Origin of the sequence: Zhongshania sp., assembly GCF_041623545.1 — a bacterium.
In the GTDB taxonomy this organism is placed as follows: Bacteria; Pseudomonadota; Gammaproteobacteria; order Pseudomonadales; family Spongiibacteraceae; genus Spongiibacter.
Genome location: NZ_JBFJWS010000359.1, coordinates 1 through 2,951, shown reverse-complemented (window position 1 = coordinate 2,951; position 2,951 = coordinate 1). Strand labels below are relative to the sequence as shown.

General features: G+C 47.3%; 3 protein-coding genes, 2 tRNA genes and 1 pseudogene. 5 read left to right on the top strand and 1 reads right to left on the bottom strand.

Translation table 11 applies throughout. The annotated features are described in order from the left end of the window. Positions 1-15: 15 nt before the first annotated feature. A tRNA-Glu gene (locus ABYT30_RS17845) sits at positions 16-91 on the top strand. Positions 92-273: 182 nt separating this feature from the next. Next, positions 274-349: transfer RNA gene (locus ABYT30_RS17840), tRNA-Gly, on the top strand. A 92-nt stretch (positions 350-441) separates the two neighbouring features. Here ABYT30_RS17840 and ABYT30_RS17835 read toward each other — a convergent pair. After that, on the bottom strand, positions 442-834 hold the full coding sequence (locus ABYT30_RS17835; RefSeq protein ID WP_373078038.1) for a PA2817 family protein: 393 nt from the start codon (positions 832-834) through the stop codon (positions 442-444). 127 nt (positions 835-961) lie between these two features. Between ABYT30_RS17835 and ABYT30_RS17830 the strand changes: the two genes are divergently transcribed. The 3 genes and pseudogenes from ABYT30_RS17830 to ABYT30_RS17820 form a co-directional block, all read left to right on the top strand. Continuing rightward, positions 962-1,876, top strand: coding sequence for an ATP-binding cassette domain-containing protein (locus ABYT30_RS17830; protein ID WP_373078041.1), 915 nt, complete (start codon positions 962-964; stop codon positions 1,874-1,876). A gap of 33 nt (positions 1,877-1,909) precedes the next feature. Beyond that, complete coding sequence (locus ABYT30_RS17825; RefSeq protein ID WP_373078044.1) at positions 1,910-2,683, top strand: ABC transporter permease; 774 nt, start codon at positions 1,910-1,912, stop codon at positions 2,681-2,683. 43 nt (positions 2,684-2,726) lie between these two features. Beyond that, a pseudogene (locus ABYT30_RS17820) lies at positions 2,727-2,951 on the top strand (NADPH-dependent 7-cyano-7-deazaguanine reductase QueF); the annotation flags it as partial.

The window sequence follows — 2,951 nt, the reverse complement described above, 5'->3', positions numbered from 1 at the left end:
GAAAGAGCTCGCGGCGTCCCCTTCGTCTAGTGGCCTAGGACACTGCCCTTTCACGGCAGTAACAGGGGTTCGAGTCCCCTAGGGGACGCCAATTAATTTGCGTCACAGCGCGTGAATTTGTCAGTTTACAGACGAGTCTGTTTATTGACAGCTTGATGAAAACTTTTTATTATGCGAGCCGCATTGGTTTGGCGTAAAAAGACTGTTTAATCAAGGCTGTACGGCATATGTGGAATTGATTTAAACTCTGTTTTAAATCTAATGTCGTGATTTGCGGGAATAGCTCAGTTGGTAGAGCGCAACCTTGCCAAGGTTGAGGTCGGGAGTTCGAGCCTCCTTTCCCGCTCCAAATTTTAAAAAAGCGAAGCGTATGCTTCGCTTTTTTTTCGTCTGTAGGAATTGATCGGTGAGCGCCACTGGTTCAGTGGCGCGTATTGCCGGTTAGTGCATGCCAAATTGCTGGGCGCGAATATTGCGATAAGAGGCGTTGGGATCATTTTGCTGCTGCTCGTAGAAAATCTCTTCAATCGCTTGATAGCGCTCTAGCTCGTCGTCGGCGAGATAATGTAGGCAATCACCACCGAAAAACCACAGTAGATCGCGGTGCATTTGCGGTGTGATGTCCGGGTAGTGACTGATAATGTGCGTTATGATGTCTTGGCCAAGAGCCACGTAATCTTCACTCTTGCCGAAATCGGAGAGGAGTTGGGTTAACTTGCCGATCATTTCAGTGTTGCTTTCTTCGCTGTGCGCGGGATGACCAGGAAGTTGTTTGCTGCAGAGGGCATGCAGTTCGCTACAGAGCTGCAGGTAGTATTCATTTCGTTTTATCACGGGGTCTCCAACGCGGATTATTGCAGATCGATTCTGCGAGTAGTCTTGGCCCTTCTAGTGTATTCCATCGCGCTGGCGTGGCAAAATAGCCGGCTTATCAAATAGTGACCAAATTTAGGACGCGAATATGGCGATTGCCCTAGAGATTAAGGGATTACGCAAAGTCTATGACAATGGGTTTGAGGCGCTAAAAGGTATTGACCTTGAAGTTCAGCAGGGGGATTTTTATGCCCTCCTGGGGCCTAACGGTGCCGGTAAATCAACCACGATAGGTATTATATCGTCGCTCGTTAAAAAAACAGCGGGTGAGGTGCGTATTTTTGGCCACTCCATTGATGATGACTTAGCCGCGGCCAAGCGCGAAATTGGTTTAGTGCCTCAAGAGTTCAATTTTTCTAGCTTTGAGTCGGTGTGGGATATTGTTGTCAATCAAGCTGGCTACTACGGTTTGAGTCGCAAGGTCGCCGGTGAGCGGGCCGAGAAATATTTAAAGAAACTCGGTCTTTGGGATAAGCGCAAGGTTGCTTCGAGAATGCTCTCTGGCGGCATGAAGCGGCGCTTAATGATTGCGCGAGCTTTAGTTCATGAACCGCGCTTGTTAATTTTGGATGAGCCGACTGCGGGTGTCGATATCGAATTGCGCCGGTCAATGTGGGAGTTCCTCACTGAAATTAATCGGCGTGGCACCACGATAATATTAACCACGCACTACTTAGAAGAAGCCGAGAGTCTGTGTCGCCATATTGCCATTATTGATGCCGGTAATATTGTTGAAAACACGACAATGAAAGCGTTGCTTAAGCAGTTGCAAAAGGAAACGTTCATTCTTGATGTTCGCGATGGTATTAAGGCTGACATCGCGATACCTGGGTTCGACACCCGTATGGTCGATGAGCACACGCTTGAGTTAGTGCTGAATAAAGGCACGTCGTTAAATGAGGTGTTTGTTGCGCTTAATGGTAGCGGGATTGAGGTGAGCAGTATGCGTAATAAAGCGAATCGCCTTGAAGAATTATTTGTTGCGCTACTGGCGACAAAGTAGCTCGCGTCAGTGTATATGAGAGTGGAGTAATTAATGACATTAGCAGAGCAGTGGATAGCGTTTTACACGATTGTCCGCAAAGAGATTCGGCGCTTTCTGCGAATTTGGATGCAAACCTTGTTACCCCCAGCAATCACCATGTCATTGTATTTTGTGATATTTGGTGCGCTGATTGGCTCTCGTATTGGTCAAATGGGTGGGTTTACTTATATGGAGTTTGTGGTTCCCGGCTTAATTATGATGTCGGTGATTACTAATGCCTATTCCAATGTCGTGTCTTCGTTTTTCGGCGCTAAATTCCAACATTTTGTCGAGGAGATTTTAGTCTCGCCGATGTCGAACAACACGATACTTTGGGGTTTTGTGCTTGGCGGAGTGACCAGGGGGTTGTTGGTAGGCATTATTGTTACCGCCTTGTCCTTGTTCTTTACCACTTTGCATATTCAACACCTCGGGGTCACTATTGCGATTGTACTGATGACCTCAATAATGTTTTCCCTTGCAGGCTTTATAAATGCCGTGTTTGCCAATAATTTTGATGACGTCTCGATTGTGCCCGTTTTTGTCCTGACGCCACTAACGTATTTAGGTGGAGTGTTCTATTCCATCGATTTATTGCCAGAGTTTTGGGCTGGGGTGTCACGCTTAAATCCGATGCTCTATATCGTAAATGCCTTCCGGTACGGTGTGCTGGGTGTATCTGATGTGAATGTAACCACGGCCTTCATTATGGTTGGGGTGTTTACTATAGCGGCCTACGCTTATTGTATGCATCTTCTGCGTACGGGCACTCGCCTACGTCAGTAGAGATCTTTGCGTAAGCAGCTTTGTAAGGAAGGCGGATAAATTTATGAGTAAACATCTCGGTCATGGGCCCTTGGGCGAACAGGTTAGTTACCCTGGTCAATACGACCCAAACTGCCTACACCCGATTCCTCGGCAAGACGGACGCGCTGGTTTAGGTGTAAAGGGGGAGCTACCCTTTGTCGGGGTTGATGTTTGGAATGCCTATGAGCTGTCTTGCTTGAATGAAAAGGGTAAGCCTATCGTTGCTTGCGCTGAGTTTCGCATTCCG